General features: G+C 38.1%; 15 protein-coding genes. 9 read left to right on the top strand and 6 right to left on the bottom strand.

What is annotated here, in order from left to right; genetic code table 11:
• Positions 1 to 250 precede the first annotated feature (250 nt).
• Positions 251 to 1,639: an IS4 family transposase gene (locus Q7674_RS15895; RefSeq protein WP_305422587.1), complete on the bottom strand. Its 1,389-nt coding sequence runs from the start codon at positions 1,637 to 1,639 to the stop codon at positions 251 to 253.
• Between the two features lie 126 nt (positions 1,640 to 1,765).
• Complete coding sequence (locus tag Q7674_RS15890; RefSeq protein WP_305422799.1) at positions 1,766 to 4,603, bottom strand: DUF1565 domain-containing protein; 2,838 nt, start codon at positions 4,601 to 4,603, stop codon at positions 1,766 to 1,768.
• Between the two features lie 292 nt (positions 4,604 to 4,895).
• On the opposite strand from Q7674_RS15890, the gene Q7674_RS15885 reads away from it, so the two are divergent.
• The 9 genes from Q7674_RS15885 to Q7674_RS15845 all read left to right on the top strand — a co-directional run bounded on the left by Q7674_RS15885 (position 4,896) and on the right by Q7674_RS15845 (position 14,050).
• Positions 4,896 to 5,408 (top strand): RNA methyltransferase, encoded by a 513-nt coding sequence (locus Q7674_RS15885; RefSeq protein WP_045063070.1) that lies wholly within the window; start codon positions 4,896 to 4,898, stop codon positions 5,406 to 5,408.
• Between the two features lie 146 nt (positions 5,409 to 5,554).
• Positions 5,555 to 7,387 carry a hypothetical protein gene (locus Q7674_RS15880; RefSeq protein WP_146146568.1) on the top strand — a complete coding sequence of 611 codons (1,833 nt, stop codon included), beginning with the start codon at positions 5,555 to 5,557 and terminating at the stop codon, positions 7,385 to 7,387.
• On the top strand, positions 7,387 to 7,860 hold the full coding sequence (locus Q7674_RS15875; RefSeq protein WP_107229582.1) for a hypothetical protein: 474 nt from the start codon (positions 7,387 to 7,389) through the stop codon (positions 7,858 to 7,860). The genes Q7674_RS15880 and Q7674_RS15875 overlap by 1 nt, the downstream gene beginning before the upstream one ends.
• Before the next feature lie 315 nt (positions 7,861 to 8,175).
• Positions 8,176 to 8,496, top strand: coding sequence for a hypothetical protein (locus Q7674_RS15870; protein ID WP_045063073.1), 321 nt, complete (start codon positions 8,176 to 8,178; stop codon positions 8,494 to 8,496).
• Between the two features lie 8 nt (positions 8,497 to 8,504).
• Entirely contained in the window at positions 8,505 to 8,834 is a 330-nt protein-coding gene (locus Q7674_RS15865; protein WP_023931889.1) for a hypothetical protein, read from the top strand.
• Positions 8,835 to 8,971: 137 nt separating this feature from the next.
• Complete coding sequence (locus Q7674_RS15860) at positions 8,972 to 9,580, top strand: 2OG-Fe(II) oxygenase (protein ID WP_045063074.1); 609 nt, start codon at positions 8,972 to 8,974, stop codon at positions 9,578 to 9,580.
• Positions 9,581 to 10,005: 425 nt separating this feature from the next.
• On the top strand, positions 10,006 to 12,960 hold the full coding sequence (locus Q7674_RS15855) for a bifunctional diguanylate cyclase/phosphodiesterase (protein WP_052679864.1): 2,955 nt from the start codon (positions 10,006 to 10,008) through the stop codon (positions 12,958 to 12,960).
• Between the two features lie 72 nt (positions 12,961 to 13,032).
• Complete coding sequence (locus Q7674_RS15850; RefSeq protein ID WP_023931892.1) at positions 13,033 to 13,686, top strand: HAD family hydrolase; 654 nt, start codon at positions 13,033 to 13,035, stop codon at positions 13,684 to 13,686.
• Positions 13,687 to 13,783: 97 nt separating this feature from the next.
• The gene (locus Q7674_RS15845) at positions 13,784 to 14,050 is read left to right on the top strand and encodes a hypothetical protein (RefSeq protein ID WP_008987292.1); all 267 of its coding nucleotides are present in this window, start codon (positions 13,784 to 13,786) and stop codon (positions 14,048 to 14,050) included.
• An 87-nt stretch (positions 14,051 to 14,137) separates the two neighbouring features.
• Here Q7674_RS15845 and Q7674_RS15840 read toward each other — a convergent pair whose 3' ends face one another.
• From Q7674_RS15840 to Q7674_RS15825, 4 genes are all read right to left on the bottom strand, one after another.
• Positions 14,138 to 14,707: a cysteine hydrolase family protein gene (locus tag Q7674_RS15840; protein WP_045063075.1), complete on the bottom strand. Its 570-nt coding sequence runs from the start codon at positions 14,705 to 14,707 to the stop codon at positions 14,138 to 14,140.
• Between the two features lie 167 nt (positions 14,708 to 14,874).
• Complete coding sequence (locus tag Q7674_RS15835) at positions 14,875 to 15,510, bottom strand: murein L,D-transpeptidase catalytic domain family protein (RefSeq protein ID WP_373455785.1); 636 nt, start codon at positions 15,508 to 15,510, stop codon at positions 14,875 to 14,877.
• A 457-nt stretch (positions 15,511 to 15,967) separates the two neighbouring features.
• Positions 15,968 to 19,144: a chitinase C-terminal domain-containing protein gene (locus Q7674_RS15830; protein WP_305422795.1), complete on the bottom strand. Its 3,177-nt coding sequence runs from the start codon at positions 19,142 to 19,144 to the stop codon at positions 15,968 to 15,970.
• A gap of 345 nt (positions 19,145 to 19,489) precedes the next feature.
• Complete coding sequence (locus Q7674_RS15825; protein ID WP_008987288.1) at positions 19,490 to 20,113, bottom strand: YccT family protein; 624 nt, start codon at positions 20,111 to 20,113, stop codon at positions 19,490 to 19,492.
• Positions 20,114 to 20,315 lie beyond the last annotated feature (202 nt).

The raw sequence follows: 20,315 nt of genomic DNA, 5'->3' as shown, positions 1-20,315 counted from the left end.
TATAGCAAACACCAATATGCAACCATGTTGATATAATTATCAATTAAGGGTAGAATATATTTTTATCTAATCGTGGTATCTTTCGTGATTTGCCCAGCTTGTAAACAAAAAGCATATAGACATAAAGTCAAACGTAATTTTGTAGAACGTCATTTCACACATAAAAAACATAATAAATATCAGTGTGAAAAATGCCATGCGGTATTCTTTATTTAAATAGCAAAAAAGCCTCAATATTGCTGTCTCTTGATCACAAGTCATTGTGTTCAAGAGACTTAGCTAGTTCATATCCTTCAAGGATGGTTTGTAACCTAAACCATCCTTGCCATAATGTCTTTACAGAAGCGCGACCCGTCCGCTTGGTATCTTTCCAACCACCTAACCGTGCAATACTTTTGTAAGCCCACGATATATTTGGTGCTTCTTTGGGCAGCTTTTTCTTCTCCAATTTTAACCACATAAGCTTCCACGCTTTACCTTTTAACACCCGTTCACAACAGCTACTAGATAACTCTTTAGATTCGTTCATAAATCTTAACTGGAGTAAACGAGTAGCAATAAATGCCAAAATAACACTGAGCCTTTCTAAGTTATCTTTACTTTGCATTCTCAGTTGTTCAACTTGCGTGCCTTCACTTTTCCAAACCTTGTGAAAATCTTCTATCAGCCAACGACGCTCATAATAACTGACGATGTTAAGTGCTTCCTCTTTGTTCGTTACAGGCTCTGATGTCAGTAAATGCCATGCGAGCTTGTCGTCACTCTCACCTTGCTCTATACATCCAACATAGTAGAGAGAGATATTATCGAACTCTTTTTTATTAGCGGGAGACTTAAGTGTCACGGGAGCATATTTGATGTCTAGATGAGCCGTGCGGGACTTACGACCGCCTTTTTGCGGTATTTTTAGCTCTTTGCTTCCTGCTGATAACAACTTGGAAGCGTAGTCATAAAGACGATTATCATGCTCCTCGATACAGCGACTTTGCATTGAGCGAACGATAAATCGTTGTTGTTGCTCGTGCTTGTAAGTGAGGTACTCGAATAAATCGGCTTCTCTATCACATACAGAAATAACCTCTGACATTTTCTCGCCTAGTCGCTCTGCAACATGGCGAGATGCTTGTTCCCATTTATAACTTTCTTTTTCTTTGTATGGTCGAGTTGCATGCTGGTGTCTTTGACCACGTTTTTCAATATCTCGGGTCCAGCGTTGTTGTTCGATTAAACCAACTACAGTGTGAGTTTCGGGAGCAAAAAGCAACGTTGAATGAACGAACATTGCTCGGTGTCGATTACCTTGATTGGAATGCCCGAGTGTATCTTGTATGCTGTGATGTGAGTAACTTAGAGAAGTGGTATCTTCCAATGCAAGCAGTGTTTGTTGTTCAAAAGCTTCTTGTGCTGTGACATAGAATCCAGCTTCTGCAATATCTTCTGCTTTGATTTGGTCATTACGAATAAAGCGATAAGCCCCTTCCATATCGGCTGGGGAGATGATGAGTTTTGAGATAGGGATACCAGGTTGTTCAGCCAGAGAGGTAGCTAGAGCAACGAGTCTTTGAGTTCGTCTTGGGTCATTAAGATCGGCTTGACCGAATTGTTTTTGAGCCCAAAGAGTTGGTTCTATATAGGTCATCATAATCATCCTTATCATTGCTTAGATGATCAGATCATGAAACATAAAATTAGTTCAAAAAAATCCCCAAGCATTGGCTTAGGGATTTGTGTATAAGAGACAGCAATATTGAGGCTTTTTTCGTTATTACTCGGTACTAAATGACCAAATATCTCCCGTCGTGACTTTATTATTTTCTATCACATCAACGCGCCAATAATATTGGGTGTTTGGTGAAAGATCATTCAAGTTATACTTATTATCTATTTTATCGACGGGTAATAAGGCGTCGATATTCTTACCTAAGTAGACATCATAATTAAATCGCTTGAGATCCTGTGAGAACATTAATTCAATATTCAGATCAACATTGGTTGCCTTATCAAAAGGGACAGGGTTAGAGGCGATTGAATGGCTATGACCTGGAATCCAAGTGTTAGGGGCTCCATATTCATAAGCGCCAATATCAGGGGAAGAGCCAAGATGCTCAATTGTCATCAAGCTACTATTGCTTGTTCCCATATCAATGATCACGGCGTTATCCTTCGGTCTAAAGTCACCCCAATAAGCGCCCTTTAAGTGACTTAAGATCTCAGATGTATTGCCTGTTATATTATTTGCCACGATTCCCGGAACAGCTAATTGCTCGCTAGTACCCGATTTACGCCCTTGCAGTGTTCCGACTAAGTTGTTTAGCGTTTCAGAACTATAATTTAATCCATATGCTGACGCTTTATTGAAGATGATTAAATCAGTGATGATGTTATTAAACATCAAGTTATTGTAGGTACCTTGCGTATCACCCTTAATAATATTGAAAGCGCTATTCCACACAACGTTGTGATGGACTAAGCCATCTTTACCTGTTTTAGCCGCACCTTCGACACCATCAAAACGAATACCTGCTTTTGGTGTATCGTGAACCCAGTTATAAGCGATCTCTGTGCCTGCTTGTTCATCAATCCCCACATTGATTGCTGCGCCATCATGCTGTAATAGGCTGGTGTTGTACACATGGTTACCAATTACTTTAGAGCGAGCACCAACGCGTACACCTTCAGAATTACCTGCGGTATGGAAAGTGTTATTGCTAAAAGTGATATTCTGACTTTGTGAAGCCATATTAATGGAGCCTTCACCACCAGTTCCTAGATTTGAATAATCAATATCATGTATCAGGTTGTTATCAACCACATTACTGTTTTCTTTGATCATCTCAAACGCAGGCCCATCAGTGTAAGCTAGGTAGCTATTGGTGATCTTGTTCTGTGTTTCTGTGATGGCTTTATTGTTATTAATAAACTTAATGGTTTGAGGGCGAGTTAAGTCACCTAACATGCGCTTTGAATACGCGTAATATTGCGCATCCAGATCATTAAAAGTAATAGATTTTGAGCTAATCACCGTAAATGCTGTCGCAAAAAAGTCGACATTATCGAAAATAAGGTGGCTAGAATTTCGGATGGTTAAGCCATAGGTTTGCTGCTTACCACGTACATGAAGTTGGTTAGGATCGGCATCATTGGGAGCCCATAAGTAAACGGTTTTCGTCTGCTTATCAAAGAACCACTCATTGGGACTATCTAACAGCTCAAGTTTACCTTCAAGGTAATAGTGGCCTTCTTCATATTTGCCGTTTTTATTTGCCCAAAAATTGCCTTTTGAGAGCATATTAGTAGCGGCTTTTTTCATCGCAGTGCCTGATTTAGAAAAATCGGTACTATAGGTAAAGCGATCACTACCAACCGTGTGACTATCAATCACTTGTGCCCAGTTAAGCCAAGAGCCTATGTTCATGATAGCAATGGCACCTGTCGCATCAATACCTGAATCAGCTAGCGATTGTGTGTTTATACCATTAGGAAGAGGTTGATATTCATTACCACTGTTTTTAACAGTGATCTTTTCATACGGGCGTTCATCAATCATTTCACCGAAACGACTTTCAGGGGCTTGATGACGCCATGTCGTCTTCATATCCCACAGTGAACCATCGCTTAATTGAGCATTAGGCCAACGTGCTGACATCACCATTTTATCGTCAATAAACAATTGCCAAATATCTTGATTGATTTGTGTCTTGTAAATATTACCGTCGTGTCGTTGCCATGGTGTCGTAATATCTATGGTGCCATCAAAGACGCTGTTATTTCCTCTGATCACTATGGGTGCTTCGCTGTTTCCATTAGCCTTATCAATGACTTCTGCTGTTTTATAACGACCTTCTGCCAGTTCAATAATGCTGCCTGCTTTAGCTTGAGATAAAGCCTTCTTTAGGGTTTTGTAAGGCTTAGTGAATGAGCCGTTATTATTATCGTTGCCATCAGGGCTAACAAAAATAGCTTGTGTTGCAGGGCAGCTATCGTAGTTTTCGGTGATAGTGCCGTCAGGGCAAGTAACTTCTGTTGGTGGTTCAGTAGGACACTCTTCAATCGTTGGTGCGCTAGAGCCATCAGGGCACTCAATAGGTTCTATGGACGTATCTGAACAATTCGTTTCATTCCAAAACCATGATGATGACTTAGGTGTTTCCCATACTCCCGGACTATTTTTAGCTTCAAAGCATTGAGACTGGTAGCTAACAATATCGCCGTTATTAACTTTTGTTTCTCCCGCAATCCATAACGTGATATCAGATACCGGAGGTGTTGTTTCATCAACACAGATATTATCAACCAATATTTGACCATTTGGACAAATCACAGGCTCAACAATATCGATACAAATGCCATCGATTAACTCTTGATTATCATTGCATGTTGGAATAGGGGGACCACCGCATTCGGTCGGTTGCCAAAACCAATTAGACGATGGTGAAGGTGTCTCCCATGATCCTGGGTTATTTTGCGCGATATAACATTGTTCATTATATGTAACGATATCGCCATTAACGACCTTGGTTTTACCATTAATCCACTCGATTGGTACTGCAATAGCCCCGACGCTAAATAGTGAAAGTGTAAGGTAACTAAGGCTTCTATTCATATCTATTCCTTGATTAATAGGCATAAAAACAGTTGATTTGTTAATTTTTTTTTCAGCTTAGCGTGTTGAATCGTGACTAATAGATAAGAAGGGCAATATATTGCTATTAATGTGATAGCTTGAAGAATAAGTACTTTATATATACAAGCTTACATAAGGTTTACTGATATTCGTTCAAGAAATAGCGTTATTAGTGATTTGAAATAATTATGACGAAGTTGATTGTTGAGTGTATTACCACTTAGTACAATGCCGACTTTGTTTATATGTAATATTTAAGGTAATTCGAGCCATGAAAAATGCGTCAGTGATTATTGGATTAACTAATCCGAAGAGTCCAACTAATGTGGGCGCAGTATTGCGAGCGGCGGGTTGTTATAAAGCAGACGCAGTGACATATACGGGGACTCGCTATGATTTGGCAGCGAAATTTCAGACAGATACCAAGAAGATGGCTCAGACAATTCCGTTGTTAGGTGTTGAATCTTTCCTTGACGATTTACCACAAGATATGAAAATTGTGTGTGTGGATTTTGCAGAAGGGGCAACGTTATTACCTCACTTTGAACACCCTGAAAAAGCAATCTATATCTTTGGCCCTGAAGATGGCTCTATTGCTCAGGACGTTGCTGATAAAGCTGATCATGTTGTGTATGTACCAACAGTTGGTTGTATGAACTTGGCGGCTTCAGTTAACGTTGTACTTTATGATCGCCTAGCAAAACAACCAGATATGATCCAAAGTGATGAGCATATTCGTCAGAATCGTGACAATAAGAATAAGTTAAGAGTGAAAGTAAATTAACCCACCTATTACCGATTATAGTTCAACATAAACACACTCTTTATAAGCAATTAATTGCGGGTAATATCACGTGCAAAAAGGTGCGTATGATGTATTATTTCGATGGTTGCACTTTTGTGCTTTGTTTATTGTTTATAAAGAGAAAAATGATGAGATATCCAAAAACAGCGTTGGCTTTATTGATTCCAGCTTTATCTATCGGTCTTGTTGGTTGTGGAGGTAGTGACTCTGACTCATCAGCGTCTGAATCCAAAAAAACGGTAATTGATGCAAAATTTATCGATAGTGCCGTTTCTGGTCTAACTTATATTTGTGGCGAGAACAATGGTCAAACAGATTCTGAAGGTCTGTTTAAGACTAAAGATGGCCAACAATGTGACTTTAGTTTAAATAGTTTTAAGCTAGGTTCTACAAAAGTATCTGCAGATTCATCTATTATTACACCTTATGCTATTGCAGGTACTGCGTCACATGCTGTTAAAATTGCGTCTTTATTGCAAAGTATAGATGCAGATGGAAATCCTGAAAATGGTATTAATGTTGCTGAATATGATGCATCTAAACTACCATCAGATCTTTTTGATAAAGAAGAAACTGATTTCTTAAAAGCACTTATTGATGCAGGTGTTCCTACTGAAAATGTAGTGTCATTTGCTGATGCAAAAAAACATCTTGATTCTAATGTACCAAAAGTGAAAGGCTTCCATAGTCTTGCTGTTGAAAAAATCGTAAAAGATATAGAATCAATTATTCCTGAATTGCATAAACAAAATTATCAAACAAAGTTAGCTGAATACAAGCAGATCCTTGATCAAGGTGATGATAGTAACAATGCTGATATTGATGTGCTTAAGGCTGTGATTGAAATCGCAGAAGTACTAAATGATGAACATGTAAAGCAACGTGTTGAGTTTGATTATTCTCAAGTTGATGCTCTATTTAACTATGATAGCTTGCTGCCACAAGCTATTGATTATGCAGTAAATAAAACACCTGAATTAATCATTAAAGGTGACTTTAATCATGCTTTGGCTTCGACAGACGCTGACTCTAAATTACTATTTACATTAGCGAATAAATTAATTGCTGCGAGTGATAAGCTTGCTGTTAGTTTTGCAAATGTTAATCGTGTCGCTATCTATACTCAAAGTGAAGAGAACCACTTAACTTACCAAAATGCACAGTCTTTACGTGTGGTAGCTTTAACTGTCGCTAATATGCTAAGTACTATTGCTGCATATAATGCAGGAAGTGATGAAAACTACTTGGTACAAACTGCGAAGAACTTAACAGTGAAAGCTGGGAAGTATGGTGATATTAATCCAGATCCAGTTGAATATGAGTTTGGTTATTTAGGATCTGTTGATTACCCTATTGTTTCTGCTGAGTATGAGCGAGCTTCAGCATTTCCTGTTGAGTGGATTGAAGATAAGACTGTATTTACATTACGCCAAGATCCTATTTATTTAGCAACAGCTTTAAAATCATTACGTGACGCTGTTGAAATCGCAGATACTAAAGTGGATTTATCTGAGTTTTTAAACAAAGAAGAACTTACAGATTTACAACCATTACTTGATAACTTGAATCAACATTTACAAGCTGATAATGGGGCTGATGTGTTATTTGATTTTTCAGATGATGATGTAAAAGCGAAATTGAATATTCAAGCAGCATACATGCTAAATACAGCGATTGGGCGAGAAGATTTATCTATATCTGAAAATAAATACACATGTGTAATAGATAATGAGATGTCTAAGTATATGAACTCGCCTACTTGTTACATACAAAAGTTTAAAGGAGAGTATTTAGGTAATCATGATTCTTATGGCTATATGTTAGAAGGTATGCCTGCAAGCCACGAGTTGAACTTCACTATTACTGGCGGAAAACTAGATACTATTGTTCCTTCATGTGAAGAAAAGAATAATGATGGTGTTTTTGTACAGTGTGATTTCTTAACTACACTGCAATAATGATAAAAGTTTTACTTGTATTAATTACATGTTTACAACCACTGGCAGCATGTGCTGCCAGTGGTGTTTTTGTTATGAGTGGAGTCTTATATGAGAAATATCAATTAGTCGATCACAAGCCTGTATTGCAATATAAGATAAAAGCGAAGACACAAAAAGAAGATATAAAATTGTCTAATTCTTCAACGATGATGATAATGGTTTATGATGAAAAAGCAGCCAAAAAGAGGTTTAGTTATTCTGATGGTACTCTAATACTATCTAACTTGGAGTATATCAATTTTCATAATGCTTACTATTATAATGGTAAGTTTGTAATGAATCGTGCTAACGGTTATATAGGAAATAATTCTTTTTTTAGTTCAAAAATAGTTTTAGACGAACAAGCACGGAGCCTTTATGCAAAAAGAATTGTAATTGAAGATATTTTAGGGAAGCGCTCTTTAATTAACTACTCGTTATCTTTGGATTGATAAAACGTTTACTTTTTAGTCACTCTTTAAATCAAAACTCTTCATGCTGCCGACTCTTTTATAAAGCATATCTATATGCAAATTTGATAATTCCTATTTTATCACTTGGAGTCATTTTTCGTAGATTGAGGGTAAGGACACTAATTCTACATTGACGACTCCAAATGCCAGTTATAACGGTCACATACCTTTCTCTCATCATTTCTGCTTAAACATTAGGTTAAGATTTTCTGAACCTTTGTTTTAAATAATTCATATTTAATAAATAAAGAGACGAGCGTATGTTTATATGAAATACGTTATATCAGGTTGATTATGAATATTTTTATTGCCGAAAATCGTCACTTACGTAAGTTCTTTCATCAATACGCGGAACATGAAGCAGCGATTATGAATGATCTCCATGAGCGTCTTCCTACCTTACTAACGCTACATAATGGCAAGATTAAATCAGTACCTCATGGCATGTACCAAAAACATCGAGTACTGGAATATAAGATCGTAGTTGCTGCTGATACTGCTTTTCGAGTGGCATTCACCGTTGCCGATAATACGATTACTGTTTTCTTTATTAGTGATGTATTAATAAAGGCACATTTCTGTAAGTTGTTAGCAAAGACCGATCTACTTGATTAGGAGGCGATATGTCAAAGATTCATATTTCTCATGTAGAAGTCAGCTGTGAACGCTTTATAAAAACCATGACGATTGGTGATGCATTTGAAGTGCTGACCTTTAAAAAAGATCGTGGTTTTTGCGTTTTAAAACAGTCTGAAGCTGAATATAGCTTCAAACAATTTGGCTATAGTGATCAAATGATAACGGTAGATGCCAACGCGTTAAAAAAACAGATAAAAAAAGCCGTTAAAGTTGAATTTCCACGAAGCAATATTGCTTGGGTTGAGCATTTTCAACAGGTTGATTCTATAGATGATTTAAAACGACATGGACAAGCTCAGTACCATCTATTTTAGTATGTGATATGACGAATAATTAACAGTGTAACAATGTGTTTATTGAGCAGAAATTTTTAAGTTAAGTATAAAATTTATGATTTGTCGTATGAGAGATCTAGCGCTATAAAGCCTTTTTTATTTCGATTGGAACGAATATGAATTACGACAAACTTATTGATGCCTTATTTACTCAAGGTTGGTTTGTCTGGGATGACTTTTTAACTCAGGATGAGGTTAAAGCACTAAAAGATTGTATTCCGCAAGACTGGAGCCAAGCTGGCATTGGTCGTAATGATGAATACATGACCCAAAAGTCTATTCGAAGTGATAAAATTCAATGGTTATCGAATGAGATGGGTGAGCCTGTCGCTGACTTTCTAAAGCGCATGAATGAGATCCGTTTAGAAGTGAATCGTCATTTCTATCTTGGTTTATTCGAATACGAAGCGCATTTTGCCAAATATGAGCAAGGTGACTTTTACCAAAAACACCTTGATTGTTTCCGTGGTCAAGAGAACCGTAAACTTACTACTGTGTTCTATCTCAATGATGATTGGAAGCCTGAGCATGGTGGTCGTCTTAAGATGTATGATCTTGACGATAATGAGCTTGCTACATTAGATCCAAAAGCGGGACGTTTGGTGGTCTTCTTATCAGAAATGTTTCCACACGAAGTATTACCAGCTACACAGCGACGTTTCAGTATCGCAGGTTGGTTCCGTACTAATGGTGTAACAGGTAATCAGTTAGATATTGCACGCTAATCATTAAAAGAAAGAGAGTCATTTGACTCTCTTTTTTGTATTTGAATCAGGTCAGATGATCGGTTTATGAGAGTGCGTAGTGTTTACATTATTGATTGGGAATAAATATTCAGGATGTGTTTTAAAATTGTTTTACTTTATCGTTACTGTGTTAATTATTAGTACTACCAATAAAACAATGAGAATTAATTAAACATATGATTGAGAATTAATAATATTCATGTTGTTTTATATGGATATTTAAAAGAGTAATAAAAGATATTATTTATTAGTGCGAGCGTAATAAGTAAACTGATATAAATCAAGATTGAAGTAATAAAGCGAAAGTTAATTGTCAATAAACTTCTTTTAAATAAAGTGGTATTGTACATTATGCGCTCTATACTTTTTTGACATATTACAATTATCTTAGGTTTGAGAATTTAATGGTTACTGCATTAAAAGCATTAAAGCGAAATCAATATGGTAAAGATTTTATATCACATACCATGCAGTCAATATTTAATGAGTTACAGCCTGACCATTACTACATCGCCTATTTTAATAAGAGTTGCACCAAGGCAACATCATTAGCCTATTACATTGACGGTGTCATTACTGATAATGCGATAAGTTATCTATTAGAGGATGTGCCATGTCTGAAAGTGTTAGAAAGCGGTGCGATTTATCTCATCGAAGCTCACGCATACTCTGATTATCCCAAAGATAAATTGATGGTTGAACATCAGTTTGAATCCTATCTTGGTATTCCAGTTATCTCTCCTCATGACGATGTTATTGGTATCGTCGTATGCTTATTTCTGCATCCGTTTGTTTTATCACAAGAACAGATCGATTGGTCTGAAGAGATGGGGCATTTACTTGGCTCAGAATTACAATATTTGGCATTACTATCAGAGCAAAAACTGCTACTTGGTGAGATGGAGGCGTCCCAACGCGTCGCTAAATTAGGTAATTGGCAGTGGGATGTATTAACCAATACCTATACATGGAGCAAAGAAGCTTGCCGTATTTACGAGTTAGAGAATTGCTTGCATCCTGATCTTAAATTTGTGCACAGCTCAATCCATCCTGAAGATAGAGAGCGTGTTATTACCTTTATGAATAATATTATTACTTCCGAACATACGGGATATAATATTATTTATCGCCTTTTATTACCTAGTGGGAAAATAAAGTACGTTCGTAAAGAATCAGCACTTATTAAAGATGATAATGGTAAAACAACGCTTATTCGTGGCATTATTCAAGATATAAGCGAGTTTTATCACATTTCTACAGAGTTATCTAAAACTTCAGATAAGTTACATATTACATATAATGCCGTCGCTGAAGGGGTATGGGAATATCATTTTAATACTCGTGAAAAAGTCACATCTCCAAAAGTTTGGGACATATTAAAAATAGAAGAACGTGTGATTCACTCATTGTATGAGTTAATGCGTTTAATTCATAAAGACGAAAGAAAAGTTGTTTTAGATGCGATTAGAAAATTGAGAAATAACGATTCTCAATCGCTATGCTTTGATTTTCGTTTGAACCCTAAATATGTGACAAACATTTCGTATATTGAGCATTGGTTTCAATGTCAGGGCTCAGTGGTTGCTGTTAATGCGTTTGGTGACACCGAAAAGGTTGCTGGTGTACTGACAGATATTACAGATTCTGTCTCAACCGTTCAGCAGCTGAATTTGGCTAAAACTGTTTTTGATAACACATCTGAATGTATCGTGATCACTGACAGCAATAATCATATTGTTACCGTGAACCAGTCATTTGAGGCTGTAACAGGCTATAGCAGTGAAGAAGTGATTGGTAAAGATCCTCGAATTTTGGCATCAGGATTTCATGATAAAGCGTTCTACGAAGAAATGTGGGATTGTGTTGAACACACAGGGCAATGGAAAGGTCAGCTATACAATCGTCGTAAGAATGGCAATGTCTATCCTGAAGAAATGACGATCAACAAAGTTGAGGATGATAACCATGAAGTTGTCAATTATGTTGGTGTGTTTCATGATATCAGCGTGCGTCAACAAACAGAAAAAGAGTTGTTGTTCTACGCAAATAATGATGCTTTAACCACATTAATGAATCGTCGCTGTTTTACTGAAAGAGTAGAGCAGGAGATCAATTCGGTATGTGAGCAAGTAAAAAAAGGTGGCTGCAACCAAGAGTTTTCAGTGTTGTTTATTGATTTAGATGATTTTAAGTCAATCAACGATCTTTATGGTCATGATGTTGGCGATAAGTTGCTGAAGCATATTGCAGAGATCTTATTAGATTTTTGTTCGAAAGAGACCTTAGTGTGCCGTTATGGTGGCGATGAGTTCGCTATATTGCTTAAAGGGAAATCATCAGAGTTTGCCAAGCAGTATGCGCGAAAATTAATGCGTGCGTTATCAGTGCCTATTCTTATTGATGCACTTCAGTTTAATGTCACCATTAGTATTGGCATATCAACTTACCCTGAAAGTGGTGTTACCCATCAAGCATTGTTAAAGAATGCTGACTATGCCATGTACGAGCAAAAACGGAATGGGCGTAATGGGATTTCAATTTACGATGCGCAGTTACAATCTGAATACATTCGAAAATTACGTCTAAAAGATCGTTTAATTAAAGCTATTACAGAGAAAAAAATCCAAGTTTATTATCAACCTATTGTTGATATTGAAACTGGTAAAATCTGCAAGTTTGAAGCATTAACACGCTGGTTTGATGAAGAAGAAGGGTACATATCGCCCGTTATCTTCATAGAGATGGCAGAAACCTATGGTTTGATAGGGCAATTAGGGCGAGTCGTATTTGAACAAGCTTGTCGTGATTTAGCCTACATGCATAACCAAGGCTATGATGACATTTGTATGTCTATCAATCGCTCTGTTCGTGAATTTGCGTTGTACGATCAAAAGTATATTTACGACATTATTGATGAGCATGGGTTAGCGTATAACAAGATCATGATTGAGATCACTGAGTCTGCTGCACTTGATGAAGGTAATAATATTTTAGAATTATTATCAGAGTTCGCACAAAAAGGTATCTGTGTTGCGATTGATGATTTCGGTACAGGTTACTCGTCGATGTCGGCAATTATTGCGAATAAGCCGAATGTGATAAAAATTGACCGCAATTTCATTGTTGATATTGAGCAGAGTGTTGAAAGTCAGATTTTAGTCTCACTTGTTATGGATATGAGCCGTAAACTTCATCTAGATGTTGTGGCGGAAGGTGTTGAAACAAAAGCACAACTTCAACTGTTATCTAAAATGGGATGCCACTACATTCAAGGTTTTTATTTTAGCCCAGCAGTGAATATTGATGCGGCGATGGTACTGCTTAAGCAGAGTAATGTGTGTGCAATTACCCCATGCTAATCACTTGTTAGATACATGATTATCAATAGTCGTGCTATAAGGTAACAGTGGACAGTAGTTATCAGGTAATACATGCAAACGTTATTTTTTGATTTTGATGGGACATTAGTTGATTCGGAACGCTTTCATGCTGCGAATTGGAGCCAGTATTTAGCAGGTCATGGGGTTGAGTTAAGTATTGATACATTTATGTCTCAGTACGCTGGTGTCACTTGGCCTCACATCGCTGAGCACTTTATCTCTCACTATAATATTTCTACGACAGTTTCTGCCATGATCAATGAGATGGAAGCCTTAACAGAAGCGATGATTCTTGAAAAAGGCATTCCAGCGATGCCTGGTGTCGATGATTTACTTAAAACATTATCAGGCAAAGTGCCGATGGCGGTCGTAACTGGTGCTCCAAGAGATTACGTGACAGGTGTGTTAGCCCATCATGGTTGGTTATCACTATTTGATAATGTGTTTAGTGGTTACGAGGTGACGAACAATAAGCCTGCGCCTGATGTGTACTTACAAGCGTGTAAAACAATGCATGTTTTGCCAGAAAAGGCGGTGGCAGTAGAAGATAGCAGAACGGGCTTAATGTCGGCACTGAGTGCCAATATACATGCGGTTTTTGTTAATTCACACAGCCCTAAGTTACCAGCACATGCGAATCATTCCTTTGCTTCGATGACAGAAGCGACACCAGTATTACTCTCTTTATTTAACGTGAAGCACTAGTGAACTATCGCTAACCGATGCAAAGGTATAGCGCAATAGTAGGTGTTATATCCGTAAATACGATAGAATGAGCCAAATTTATTTAAAGGCGAATAGCATGGAAAACGAAGAGATTATGACAGGCGATATGCTTGTTGAAACGATTGAAAATCAACTATCTGATGGCGAACCTTTAGTTGTAAAAGAAACACTAATGCGTTTAGTAATGACAGGAACACCACGTGAAGAAGCTATTCAAATGATGGCTTGTGCACTTTCAATAGAGGTGTTTGACGTGATGAAGAACGAAGGTAAATTTGACCTAAAACGCTATAGCGAAAACCTTGCCGCATTACCTGAAATGCCTTGGGAAGACGATATCTAGTCTAACTAAATAAACCGCATTACTTTTTGTCGATTTTTAATGAAAACCAATAAAAAGGGATGCGGTTTTTCTATGATAATAATAAGCCTATAAATTTAGTTCATCTGATTTATGTAATGTTGCTAAACGAGATAGCATTGTTAACGAATCTTGGTGCTCTTCTTCTGTCGCTGCGGCACATGCATCCGAAATAATATGGACTTGATAGTCTCGGTCATGCGCATCTCTTACTGCGGACTGAATTGCCCACGTAGTACTTACCCCACATAAATAAATATCAGTGATGTTGTTTGCGCTTAATACGCTAGCCAATTGTGTGTTATGAAATGGATTAACACGTGGCTTACAGATCACCAGATCATTTTCTTCAATGGCAATATCTTGATGAAATTGTGTTCCCCAACCATTGAGATTCAATGCACCAATTGTGTCCGCTTTACCGAAAATAGGGGAGTGGCGAGGAAGATCGAAATAATTACTTTGAAAGCCAACTTTGACAAAAATACAGGGAATATCGTTTTCACGAGCCCATGAGATTGCACGGTTAGCATGTTTAATCGTGCTGTTAGCGGTGACTTGTTGGGCGCAGCTAGGAATTTTACCGTTAGGATCAACAATATCATTTATGAAATCAATAATAATCAGTGCACGTTTCATAATCACCTCGCTAAATAAAACTATTATAGTGAGTGTAAATGAATCCAAGATTAATAATTGATTTTGTTGTCAAAGATAAATGTAGAGTAATAATCATCAGGCAAAAAAAAGCTGCTAGCATTTAATTTTTAAACTAAATACTAACAGCCTTCTAATTTGAGATGTTGTTAAGCGTAAGCAAAAATAACACTGCCACCTTTAATGGTGTTGATGATCTTTTTAGCTAATGCTTCAGGTAATGCAGGACAACCCCAACTACGACCTAAATAACCATTACGCTTGATAAACGACTCAGAGACATATTTTGCCCCATGAATGACAATGTAGCGTTTTAATGCATTATCATTTTTACCGCGGGTTAAGCCGTTAAGTTTCAGTGAATAGCCATTACCACCGTTATATGTACTTTCAGTTAGGAATGTACCCAATGAAGTCTTATGCGAATTTACTCTATTCGAAAATTCATTAGCTTTTAGTAATCCACTATTCATACCATGAGAAACATAAGTTTTATAAAGTAATTTATTTTGTTTTAAATCAATCACATAAAATCTTTTTTGTGTCGATGGCTTACTGTAGTCAATGATCGTTAAAAGTGACTTTTTCTTACCTTTGGTTTTGTTGTAAGCGATGAATGCTTGCTTGAAAACGTTATAGTTAATTTGGTTTTTTAAATGCGCCTTTTGATAGACGTAATTCACAACAATATCGGCATTCTTTCTTTCTGTGTTTAGAACATGAGCCGAAGCCTGAAACGGCAGGTAACACATCATCAGGATTATTAGATATATCGCTTTTTTCATTAAGTACTACCATCTAACAATGCTTAGGGGGAATTAGAGCCAAGGACTTTATCATAAAAAATGGTAAATAATATAACGAGTTAATTTGTAAGAGTGTATACATTAAATACAATTGCACGTCTTTTTTTAATAAAATATGGTATATAAAGTAATAAATAACAGTATATTATAAATATGAACAGCATTTAATTATATTTTAGAGTGTGAGTTTTATTATCTACAATTTATTTGTATGTTTATTAACAGTGTCTTTTTTAAGGGTATGATTTTTAAAGATAAAAACATAGTGCTAATAGTTTGGTAATAAAAATTTCTTTTTGCAAAAAAAATACAAGTTTGCGTATAAAGTAATCATGTAATCGTTTCAATCTGTATATATGTCTGCTTTTTTATGCTTTATTGAATAAAAAAGCAGGTAGAAAACTACCTGCTTTTAGACGTTGCTTAGACGCTAGGTTTAGATGTTACAAACTTTCGTCCAGCTACCATCACTTCCTGGTACTGATGATGTCCACCAGTTTGCTTTATATACCGCACCATCATGGATGATTTGGTCACCGCTACCAGCGTGTGTTGGTGTACCTTGCCAGTCTGTTTGTGCACATTCAGGGTAAGTATTTAGACCTGTCGTATCACAATCGCCGTTATTACCGCCATTGTCGCCACCACCGTTACCGCCACCTGCATTTAAATCACCAATTGGTAGATTTGGCTGCTCAAACTTAAATGCATACTCATTTCCGTCAACGTTAACAGAGTAGTTAGCTGGACCTGAGATTGGTAGGTAGTAAATGAAGTCTAATTCGTAACTTTCACCTGCAGGTAGTGTCTTCCACTTAGGTAGTGAGAAGGCTACACGGTGCATTGTGCCGTCTAGGCCACCAATGTTATCGCTACGAGTATGACCTGATGCAATCACTTTCAGACCACCACCTGATTGATCTTTCGCGTTATCTGGAGCAGATACTGGAATATCAAACTGGAACTCTGTACCACCTGGTAGGTCAACACCTGTGTTGTTAGTAAAGGTTACTGTTGGGTTGATAGGGTAGTTTTGATCACCCACTTTAAAGCCATCAACTTTCACTGCAATATCGACAGCTTGTGTTGGAATAGCGCCTGTAGCAACAGTATTACCGTATGGCGTTGCTGACTTAAACTTATCGTAGATAGCTTTTGTCATCGAGTTACCCATGTGGTACTCACCATTACCTGAAGCACACGCTTTTTCAGTTGCATCAATAGTGCTTGTACGCTTACCGTTAGCATCTAGTAGGTAACAGTTGTAGTCGCCCGCAAGCTCCCAGAACATGATACCACCGATTTCTTTATCGATTACGTAGTCAGCTTTCACGCTTACAGAGGCTTTATCTTCCGTTGAGATAAATACGCTCTTCTCTGCGTTCCATAGCCATGGTGCTACAGCAACATCATCGTAGTTACGAGTATATGTACCTACTAGTTTATCTTCAGGATCATTTGCTGGATCTAGGCCGTAAGCAGATGCGTATGAGCCGAAGACACCGTTCTCAAGGTTCTTAGCGTGCCACATTGGGTTAGAACCTGCGCCCATTTCTTTACCATCTGGGTCAAGATCGTGCCACATGTTGTCGATACCCGTTGCACCGTAACCACAGTTGTTCTTCTCACCTTCACCTGTACCTGCTTGACACTCTGACTGGTTAGGCAGTGCTGCACGACCCCATAGACCGTTATCACCACCAGAAACGCCTTGCCAACCACGGGTGTAGTAAGGAACACCAATGTTAATACGACCTGCAGGCATAGAACCACGGAAGTAGTGGTAAGCCCAGTCAGTATTTAGGTAACCAATACCGCCGTAAGCAGCTGTACCGTATACGTTCCACTGAGCAAGCTCAGAGTCTTTACCTGTGTCGAATAGAGCAGCGTTGTGACCAACGTGATCATTCCATGCACCGTGTAAGTCGTATGACATGATGTTAACGTAATCAAGGTATTTCGTTACATCAAATGTTTCCATACCACGTAGTAGGTAACCTGATGATGGTGCTGCGATGGTTAACATGTAGTGAATGTTATCTTCAGCAGAAGCCACATCCAGTTTTTCACGTAGAACCTTCATTAGCTCTTGGTATGAAGCCCATAGGTATGGACGACGTGGTTCCATGAAGTCTTTATCGTATGGGTTACCCGCACCTGCCATTGAAGTCGGGTACTCGTAGTCGATATCTAGACCATCGAACTTGTACTTACGCATCATTTCTACCGCTGATGCTGCGAATTTCTCGATACCAGCATGGTTGATAGAACCATCTGAGTTCGTTGTCATGGTGTAGAAACCACCGTCAGCAACACGGTTGCCATCTGTACCGAAGTGACCGCCAGTTTCAGCCCAACCACCGATAGAGATTAATGTCTTAACATCGTGTTTTGCTTTCGCTGTTGCTAGGGCACCGAAGTGACCTTTAAAGCCCAGTGCTGGATCAATTTCAACACCGTCCCACTCCATACCGACTGCAGCGTTTGATGGATCGTTAACATCACCGATGTTTACTTTACCGTCAGAACCGATACTAACGAATGCGTAGTTAATGTGCGTTAGTTGTTCCCATGGAATATCGTTAACAAGGTAGCTGCTTTGTGGATCATCGCCCGCACGCCAGCTAGTAAAGTAACCGATCACACGACGAGGGTGATCCGCGCCCATTTTCTCACGACCTTCTTCGTCGTAGATAGAACAGTAAGGAACGTTTACACCTTCAGTTTGGTATAAACCGTCAGGACGACAACCGTTAGAAACAACAGCACCATTGACGGTAACTGCAGTTACTGCAGAATCTGATGTTTTGTTCTTATCATCAGTTGCACGAGCAAAGATCTTTGCAGAACCCGCTTGTGCCGTTGTGTATTCAAGTACGTAAGGCGCAGTTGCTGCTGTACCAACAAGGGCACCATTAACATAGAAATCTACTTTCTCTACTGTGCCGTCAGCATCAGCTGCGTCAGCAGTAATCGTTACTACTTCACCAAGTTCTACAGTTGCTGCAGAAACGGCAACAGAAACAGTCGGTGCTTGGTTAACAGGACCTTCAGGTGCAACATCAACGTTTACAGTTGCTTGGCTACTTGCTGCATTCTTATCATCGTAAGCAACAGCTGCTAGGCTATGTGCGCCTTCTGTAGCAACCCAAGCAAACTCATAAGGAGCTGTTGTTGAACTACCTACAACAGTGCCGTCAACAAGGAAGTCTACTTTAGCAACCGTGCCATCAGTGTCTGTTGCATTTGCTTTGATCAGAACCGTTTCACCGGTCGTGATTGAGCTTGTTGCGGTAGGAGCTGTGATGCTTGCTGATGGTGCAACATTTTCAACAGGGATCTCCGTGTCAGAACAAAGTCCTAACTCAACCCATTGTGAATATTGACCACTAAAATCTTTCGGTGCGTTATTTTGAGTCCAGTAATTCGCTTTATACGCAACACCATTTTGCTGAACTTGGTCGCCGCCAGTATAAACTTTATTACTTTCCCATTCTGCAAGGTCTGTACAATCAACTGCAGCTTGTGCATTGAGAGCAAAGAAGCATGATATAGTTAGAGTACTAAGAGTGAATATCCCTTTCCTCATCGTTCCATGTTTACCATTATCCATTAGGTATCCTTTAGTTTCAGTTAATAAATATCAGCACCCAGCCTGGCAATTATTCTTTTTTAAATCTTTTTGAGCGCCGTAAAAAAACTATAAAGCTGATACCCAATATTGCACGGTAAGATGTTCTGATATTCAAGGCTGCTCTCGGAAGTATGTAAAAAAAATGTAAATATTTTTTGCAAAGTTGAATTAAAAGCAACTGTTCAACACGAAAAGGGAGTGAGTAAGAGTCAAAATGATGACGTGAGAAGTGGTATAAATTTGGTATTAGATAGGACTAAAAGGAATGGATAGCTAAAATTTTATAGCTATCCATATGATATTTAACGAGTATTGCTTTATGTGTTACTTGTTAATTGATGCTTTGAATTGGTCTTGTGTCGCTTTATCTGCTTTTTCGTACCAGTAATTAAGCATCTTAGTTACGTAGGCTTGATCAACTTTTCCACTTTTTTCTACCGCAACATTTTGTACCTGTGGCACAGAAACAGAAATTGCTGATGTTAATGCCGCTGGTGCGCCACTTAGATTGTACTTCGCAATTTCTTGCTGAAAATCACGACCAATTTGAACGCCATTCTTGATTAAAACGTCTTGTTTAATTGCAACATCGTTATTTTGCTGATCAGTGATCGTAACGTGAGGCTGTTTGTTAAATGCTTTGGCTTCATATTGGCTATGGATTTTTGGTAGCGATAATGTGTAGCTTGCATCTTTACCATTGAATGTCACGATCACAACTTCAGATTTGAATAGGTGAGTATCGCCATTTTCGCGGTAGTTAGTTTCGTAACGAAAAGCAATTTGGTTATCACCATCTTTCAGTGAAAGCGGATCGTTACCTTGCGCTTTGGTACCGTTTACAAGAACAAGATCAGCAGAGTCTGGTAGGGTAAGCGAAACGTTAGCAAAAGAAGAGAAGCTCACACCACAAACGGCTAGGGTTAAAAGTGCTGTACGTAGTTTCATGTTAATTCCTTGTATTTGTCCGTAGCAAAATGCGCTATTGGTATTTTCTTATTGTATTATTTTATTAATACCTATGACAAATGGTGTCTGTATGTAATTAAGCGTGTAGACAGTTTTAGCTAAATAACTGCAAAGTACATGAGGACGCTTGAGCATAAACAGTAGAAAAACAAAAAGCCCGATGCATACATCGGGCTTTCGC

The sequence above is a fragment of the Photobacterium leiognathi genome (assembly GCF_030685535.1).
Taxonomy (GTDB): Bacteria; Pseudomonadota; Gammaproteobacteria; order Enterobacterales; family Vibrionaceae; genus Photobacterium; species Photobacterium leiognathi.
The sequence above is the reverse complement of the archived record's forward strand: the minus strand, read 5'-3'. Positions and strand labels throughout refer to the sequence as shown.

Coding starts and splice junctions, on each gene's coding strand:
- Q7674_RS15880 (WP_146146568.1), top strand. CDS start 5,555: ATGATGAGATATCCAAAAACAGCGTTGGCTTTATTGATTCCAGCTTTA.
- Q7674_RS15885 (WP_045063070.1), top strand. CDS start 4,896: ATGAAAAATGCGTCAGTGATTATTGGATTAACTAATCCGAAGAGTCCA.
- Q7674_RS15830 (WP_305422795.1), bottom strand. CDS start 19,144: ATGGATAATGGTAAACATGGAACGATGAGGAAAGGGATATTCACTCTT.
- Q7674_RS15825 (WP_008987288.1), bottom strand. CDS start 20,113: ATGAAACTACGTACAGCACTTTTAACCCTAGCCGTTTGTGGTGTGAGC.
- Q7674_RS15890 (WP_305422799.1), bottom strand. CDS start 4,603: ATGAATAGAAGCCTTAGTTACCTTACACTTTCACTATTTAGCGTCGGG.
- Q7674_RS15865 (WP_023931889.1), top strand. CDS start 8,505: ATGTCAAAGATTCATATTTCTCATGTAGAAGTCAGCTGTGAACGCTTT.
- Q7674_RS15875 (WP_107229582.1), top strand. CDS start 7,387: ATGATAAAAGTTTTACTTGTATTAATTACATGTTTACAACCACTGGCA.
- Q7674_RS15860 (WP_045063074.1), top strand. CDS start 8,972: ATGAATTACGACAAACTTATTGATGCCTTATTTACTCAAGGTTGGTTT.
- Q7674_RS15855 (WP_052679864.1), top strand. CDS start 10,006: ATGGTTACTGCATTAAAAGCATTAAAGCGAAATCAATATGGTAAAGAT.
- Q7674_RS15835 (WP_373455785.1), bottom strand. CDS start 15,510: ATGAAAAAAGCGATATATCTAATAATCCTGATGATGTGTTACCTGCCG.
- Q7674_RS15870 (WP_045063073.1), top strand. CDS start 8,176: ATGAATATTTTTATTGCCGAAAATCGTCACTTACGTAAGTTCTTTCAT.
- Q7674_RS15895 (WP_305422587.1), bottom strand. CDS start 1,639: ATGACCTATATAGAACCAACTCTTTGGGCTCAAAAACAATTCGGTCAA.
- Q7674_RS15845 (WP_008987292.1), top strand. CDS start 13,784: ATGGAAAACGAAGAGATTATGACAGGCGATATGCTTGTTGAAACGATT.
- Q7674_RS15850 (WP_023931892.1), top strand. CDS start 13,033: ATGCAAACGTTATTTTTTGATTTTGATGGGACATTAGTTGATTCGGAA.
- Q7674_RS15840 (WP_045063075.1), bottom strand. CDS start 14,707: ATGAAACGTGCACTGATTATTATTGATTTCATAAATGATATTGTTGAT.